Annotated in this window: 6 protein-coding genes and 1 pseudogene; all 7 read right to left on the bottom strand. The window is 66.3% G+C overall.

Features of this window, described 5'->3' with window-relative positions:
- Nucleotides 1-446 (bottom strand): annotated as a pseudogene (locus tag AC1DTF_RS31980) (cytochrome P450); the annotation flags it as partial.
- 81 nt (nucleotides 447-527) lie between these two features.
- On the bottom strand, nucleotides 528-1,505 hold the full coding sequence (locus tag AC1DTF_RS31975; protein ID WP_477476983.1) for a LacI family DNA-binding transcriptional regulator: 978 nt from the start codon (nucleotides 1,503-1,505) through the stop codon (nucleotides 528-530).
- 59 nt (nucleotides 1,506-1,564) lie between these two features.
- Complete coding sequence (locus AC1DTF_RS31970) at nucleotides 1,565-2,839, bottom strand: MFS transporter (protein WP_057168145.1); 1,275 nt, start codon at nucleotides 2,837-2,839, stop codon at nucleotides 1,565-1,567.
- A gap of 77 nt (nucleotides 2,840-2,916) precedes the next feature.
- Nucleotides 2,917-3,942 (bottom strand): TerC family protein, encoded by a 1,026-nt coding sequence (locus AC1DTF_RS31965; RefSeq protein ID WP_477476982.1) that lies wholly within the window; start codon nucleotides 3,940-3,942, stop codon nucleotides 2,917-2,919.
- A gap of 188 nt (nucleotides 3,943-4,130) precedes the next feature.
- Complete coding sequence (locus tag AC1DTF_RS31960) at nucleotides 4,131-4,490, bottom strand: hypothetical protein (RefSeq protein WP_477476981.1); 360 nt, start codon at nucleotides 4,488-4,490, stop codon at nucleotides 4,131-4,133.
- Nucleotides 4,491-4,512: 22 nt separating this feature from the next.
- Nucleotides 4,513-4,908, bottom strand: coding sequence for a QcrA and Rieske domain-containing protein (locus tag AC1DTF_RS31955; protein WP_477476980.1), 396 nt, complete (start codon nucleotides 4,906-4,908; stop codon nucleotides 4,513-4,515).
- Nucleotides 4,909-4,926: 18 nt separating this feature from the next.
- A partial coding sequence (locus tag AC1DTF_RS31950) for a GtrA family protein (protein WP_477476979.1) occupies nucleotides 4,927-5,356 on the bottom strand: 430 nt, incomplete at its 5' end.

Here is a 5,356-nt window from a genome sequence, read left to right as displayed (position 1 = left end):
GTGCTGATCACCTGCATCGGCATGATGGCGCCGAAGTCGGTGATGAAATCGAGTTTCCCGGCGCCGACCAGCGGGTCGAGCGCCGCCGCGCAGTACTCGCGGATCTTGGGTTCCAGCGCGGCGATCTTGCGCGGGGTGAACATCCTGGCGAGCAGTTTGCGGTGGGTGGTGTGGATCGGCGGATCCTCGAAGATCAGCGCGCCCGAAGGAATCTCGATATTGGCCTTGATCAGTTCGATGATCGCGCCGCGGGCCGAGCTGAACGTCTCATGGTCGATGAGTGCCTTGTTCACGTCGGCGAACCGGCTCAGCGCGTAGAAGTCGAACTCTTCGTTGTAGTAGAGCGGCGCCTCCTCACGGAGGCGGGCGAACGCCGGATAGGGGTTGGCATTGATCTCGACGTTGTACGGGTCGAAGTACACGTCTTTGCTGGCGTCGACGGTCACCTGTTCACCTCTCCGGGGGCATTCACTTACTCGCGTAAGTTACGCGGGTCACTCCCCGGAGGGCAAGCGTGGATGTGACCGTCAGGTCGAGGCGCGCTGGATCAGGTGCGCGACGTTGTCGCTGCTGGGCTCCTGCACGCTGGGGAATCCGAGTTCGGTCATCATGGCCGCCACCGACACCTCGACGATCGTCTTGGCATCCAGGCCGACCGAGGTCAACGGCGGACCGCTGACCGCACCCAGCGGGATCGCGTCGACGCCCATCACGGCCAGGTCCTGCGGGCAGCGCAGGCCCGCCTCCCTGATGCCGTGCAGCACCACCAGCGCGGTCTCGTCGCTCTGCGCGCACACCGCCGTCACACCGGCCGCGATCCAGTTCCGCACCACGTCGGCGGCATCGGAGCCGTCGGCGGCGACGGTCTCGGTGACGATCTCGGGCAGCTCCGCGGCGGCCGCCCGCAGGCCGGTCAGCCAGTAGTCGCCGAGTGGTCGCAGCGTCTCGTCGCCGGCGAAGGCGAACGCGATCCGGCGATGTCCCCGGGCCACCAGGTGCTCGATCCGCATCGCGCCGATCGACAGATGCAGCTCGCCCATCGCGTGCAGTTGCGCGCTGCCCAGATAGATCTGCGGGATGCCCGCCTGGGTCACCGCCTCCAGTGCGGCACCGCCGAGCGGGAACACACTGGTGACCGCGATCGGGTTCAGGTCGGCCACGGCGTCGACGACATTGCGCCCGTCATCGGTCTCGAATTGCAGCGACAGCACCACACCGTGGCGGGCCAGTTCGGTGGTCAGCCGGCTACCCACCTCAAGCAGCAACTCGCCCAACGCAATTCGGGGCACGATGTAGAGCACCACGCCGCTGCCGCCGCGGGCCAGATTGCGGGCGGCCAGGTTGGGCCGGTACCCAAGGGACTTGGCCGCGTCCTGCACGGCCGCGCGGGTCTGCGCCGAGATCGTCTGGCCCTTGACGTTGTTGAGCACATAGCTGACGGTCGCCGGTGAGACGTTGGCCAGCCGCGCGACATCCGCTTTGGTCGGCCTGGTCCCTGGTCTCATTCCGACATCATCGCAGGTCCACCCGCCATCCCGTCGCTTCGCTCGCCCCGGCACCGGGGTCAGGTGGTCACCAGCGGTTTACCCGCCGATTCGCGCAGGGTCAGCACCGTGCCCAGGGACAGCACCGCGGCGATCACCAGATAGAACGCCGCCGCCCGCGGGTTACCGGTCTCGGCCGTCAGCCAGGTCACCGCGTACGGGGTGGTGCCGCCGAACACGGCCACGCAGATGTTGTAGCCGACGGCGAAACCGCTGTAGCGCACCCGGGTGGCGAACAGCTCGACGCCGGCCGTCACGGCCGTGGAGATGTAGATCGATTCGATCGCGGCCAGCACGCAGTGCGCGGTGACGGCGGCCACCAGCGACCCCGAGGTCAGGAGCAGGAACAGCGGATAACTGAGCAGCGTGAAGGCCACCGCACCGGCGATCAGCATCGGCTTGCGCCCGATCCGGTCCGAGAGCGCCGCGAACGGCAGCGTCAGCACAAGGGCGACCAGGCTGGCCAGCGTGATGGAGACGAACGATGCGGTCTTGGAGAACGCCAGGGTCTTGATCAGGTAGGTCGGCAGAAAGGTGAACACCACGTAGTAGCCGACGTTGAAGATCAGGAACAGCCCGATGACCTGCAGGATCGGCCGCCACGAGGTCGCGAAGGCCTCCCGCAACGGGCGGTCGGCAACCTCGTCGCGGCTGCTCAGGTCGGTGAATTCCGGGGTGTCGTCCAACCGCAGCCGGATGTACAGGCCGACCAGACCCAGCGGCGCGGCGAGCAGGAACGGGATGCGCCAGCCGTAGCTGTCCATCGCCGCGGCCGGCAACCCGGCCTGCAGCAGGGTGACGGTGATCGAGCCCAGCAGGAAACCGAGCACCCCCGACCACACCATGAAGGTGACGACGAATCCGCGGCGCTTGTCGGCGGCATATTCGGCCAGATACACGGCGCCGCCGCCGTATTCACCACCCGCCGAGAAGCCCTGCACACACCGCAGCACCAGCAGCAACAGCGGGGCCGCGACGCCGATGGCCGAATACGTCGGCAGCAGTCCGATCAGCAGGGTGGCCGCCGACATCAGCAGGATCACCAGGGCCAGCACCTTCTGCCTGCCGATGCGGTCACCGAGCGGCCCGAAGACGAACCCACCGAGCGGACGCATGAAGAACGCGGCCGCGAAGATCGCGAAGGTGTTCAGCAGCGCCGCCGTCTCGTCGCCGGACGGGAAGAAGTTGGCGGCGATGTAGGTGGCCAGGAACCCGTAGATGGCGAAGTCGAACCATTCCACGGCGTTGCCGATGGAGGCGCCGATGACGGCTTTACGGACGGCAGCGGACGACATGCCGACCTACGTTAGTGAATTGACCGGCGGGATAACGGGTTTGAGCGGGGCGCTTATATCGGCGCCCCGCTCAACCGTTACTCGGCCGGCTTGGCCGGGGCTTCCCCGTCGGCCGTGTTCTCGGCTGTGTCGTCGGCCTTCTTGGCGTCGGCACGTGTCTTGTACAGGCTGGCGACCGTGGTAATGACCAGCGTGACGATGATGACGCCCAGGCTGGCCAGCGTCGGGATCGTCGGGACGTGCAGCGGCTCGCCACCGTTGATGAACGGCACTTCGTTTTCGTGCAGAGCGTGCAGCACCAGCTTGACGCCGATGAAACCGAGGATGAAGGCCAGGCCCTGCGACAGGTACACCAGGCGCTTGAGCAGATCGCCGAGCAGGAAGTACAGCTGGCGCAGACCCATCAGGGCGAACACGTTCGCGGTGAACACCAGGTAGGGCTCCTGGGTGAGCCCGTAGATGGCCGGGATGGAATCCMGGGCGAACAGCAGGTCGGTGGTGCCCAGCGCGACGATCACCAGGAACATCGGCGTCATCACCCGGGAGCCGTTTTCCTTGACCCACAACCGCAGGCCGTCCCATTGCTCGCTGAACTTCAAGTGCTTGCGGGCGAACCGGACGACGCCGTTCTCGGCGTCGTCATCGTGCTCGGTGTCCTTGGCCAGCTTGAAGGCGGTGTAGATCAGGAACGCACCGAAGATGTAGAAGACCCAGGAGAACTGCTCGATGGCCACCGCGCCGAGGGCGATGAAGATGCCGCGGAAGATCAACGCCAGGATGATGCCGACGAGCAACGCCTGCTGCTGGTAGATCCTGGGCACCTTGAAGCTGGCCATGATGATCAAGAAGATGAACAGGTTGTCCACCGAGAGGCTGTACTCGGTGAGCCAGCCTGCGAAGAACTCCACACCGAACTGGCTGCCATGGAAGGTCCAGGTCCAGATGCCGAAGGCGATGGCGAGGCCGACGTAGAACGTCAGGGCGATGGAGGTCTCCCGGGTGGACGGCTCATGCGGCCGTCTGCCGAACACCACGACATCCACGAGCAGGACGCCCAGGGTGACGGCGAGGGTGATCCCCCACTCGAGTGCGGACACGTTCATATGGTTGGAGCCTCCGGTCGTCGATCAACGGCCGAGGTCTCTTCCGCCCGCGCAGACATCGCGTGGGCCTGCAGCACCGGTCGTCCGATGACAGACGACGTGATGACGACACTGCAGCGCAGGAGTACTCCCCTCGGGGCTGATTCTGTCAGACGATCACATCCCCGGCTAATCGGCCTGCTAAACGCTCAACCCGATTCCGTCGTCGTGGTGGCGAACGGATTCAGGATGAACGGGTTCTCGTCGTCCAGCGACGGGGTCGTCTCGGTGCTGGTCGATTCGGTGGTCGTGGTGGTGGTGGTGGTCGTGGTCGTCGACCTGGTGGTCCGCGATGTGGTCGTGGACGTGGACGTGGCGCTGGTCGTCGATGCGGAGTAGTCGGTGTACTGCGGACCGTAGGAGGGTTCCACCGAGTTCTCCGAGGTCTGCACGACGGCGTAGATCAGCACACCGACCGCGAGAACCCCCGCCGCGCCGGCAGTGACGACCGCCCACGATTCCTCGTACCACGGTATCGGCGCCGGTTCACCGCGCTGGTCGTCCACCACAGCCGATGATCGTAACGAGCTTTCAGCCCGCCACGATCGAATCGCCCCGGACTGTGATCGGCGCCGGGGCCAGCGGTTCGCGCGCCGGGCCGGAGATCACCGCGCCGTCGAGCCCGAAGGTGCTGCCGTGGCACGGACAGAGGACCTTCGCGCCGTCGACCTTGGACACCGCGCATCCGGCGTGCGGGCAGACCGCGGAGAAGCCGGTGAACTCGCCGGCCTTCGGTTGGGTGAGCACGATGCCGTCCACGATCAGCGCTGATCCGACGGGCACCTCGGAGGTGGCGGCCAGAACTCCGGTTTCAGCTTGGGTTGCCGCGGGTTCGTCCTCGGAGCCCGCGCAGGCGACCAGTGCCCCGGCCCCCACCACGGCGCCCGCGCCGACGAGGACGTGCCTGCGAGCCAGCTGAGGAGCCATGCAGCCATTGTTGGGGTTTCAGCGCCGAAACACCACCATCCGCATCGCGGTATACATGTAGACCGCCTCGCAGCAGCCGGCCACCAGCCGGGCAAGGTGATACTGCAGGCCGGCCGCGGCCAGCGAGGTCGGCAGCACGACGATGAATGCCAGGTAGTTGACGGCGACCACCACCACATAGACGACCAGTTGCGGGCCGACGGTGGCGTGTGACCGGAAGTTCAGGGTCCGGTTCAGGAAGAACGCCAGCGTGAACGCGCACACGTAGCCCACCGTCAGCGCGACCGGCAGCCGCACCCCGTAACCGCTGTGCAGCACCGTCAACAGCGCCATGTCCACGCCGAAGGTGAAACTGTTGATCAGTGCGAAGCCCAGAAAGGTCGGGGCGACAACCGAACTCAGGCCGAAAGGCAGTCGCGCCGCCACCCGCTCGCAGAATCGGTGGAAC

The sequence above is a fragment of the Mycobacterium sp. P4_H6 genome, assembly GCF_056400845.1.
The sequence above is the reverse complement of the archived record's forward strand: the minus strand, read 5'-3'. Positions and strand labels throughout refer to the sequence as shown.

Coding starts and splice junctions, on each gene's coding strand:
- AC1DTF_RS31975 (WP_477476983.1), bottom strand. CDS start 1,505: ATGAGACCAGGGACCAGGCCGACCAAAGCGGATGTCGCGCGGCTGGCC.
- AC1DTF_RS31970 (WP_057168145.1), bottom strand. CDS start 2,839: ATGTCGTCCGCTGCCGTCCGTAAAGCCGTCATCGGCGCCTCCATCGGC.
- AC1DTF_RS31955 (WP_477476980.1), bottom strand. CDS start 4,908: ATGGCTCCTCAGCTGGCTCGCAGGCACGTCCTCGTCGGCGCGGGCGCC.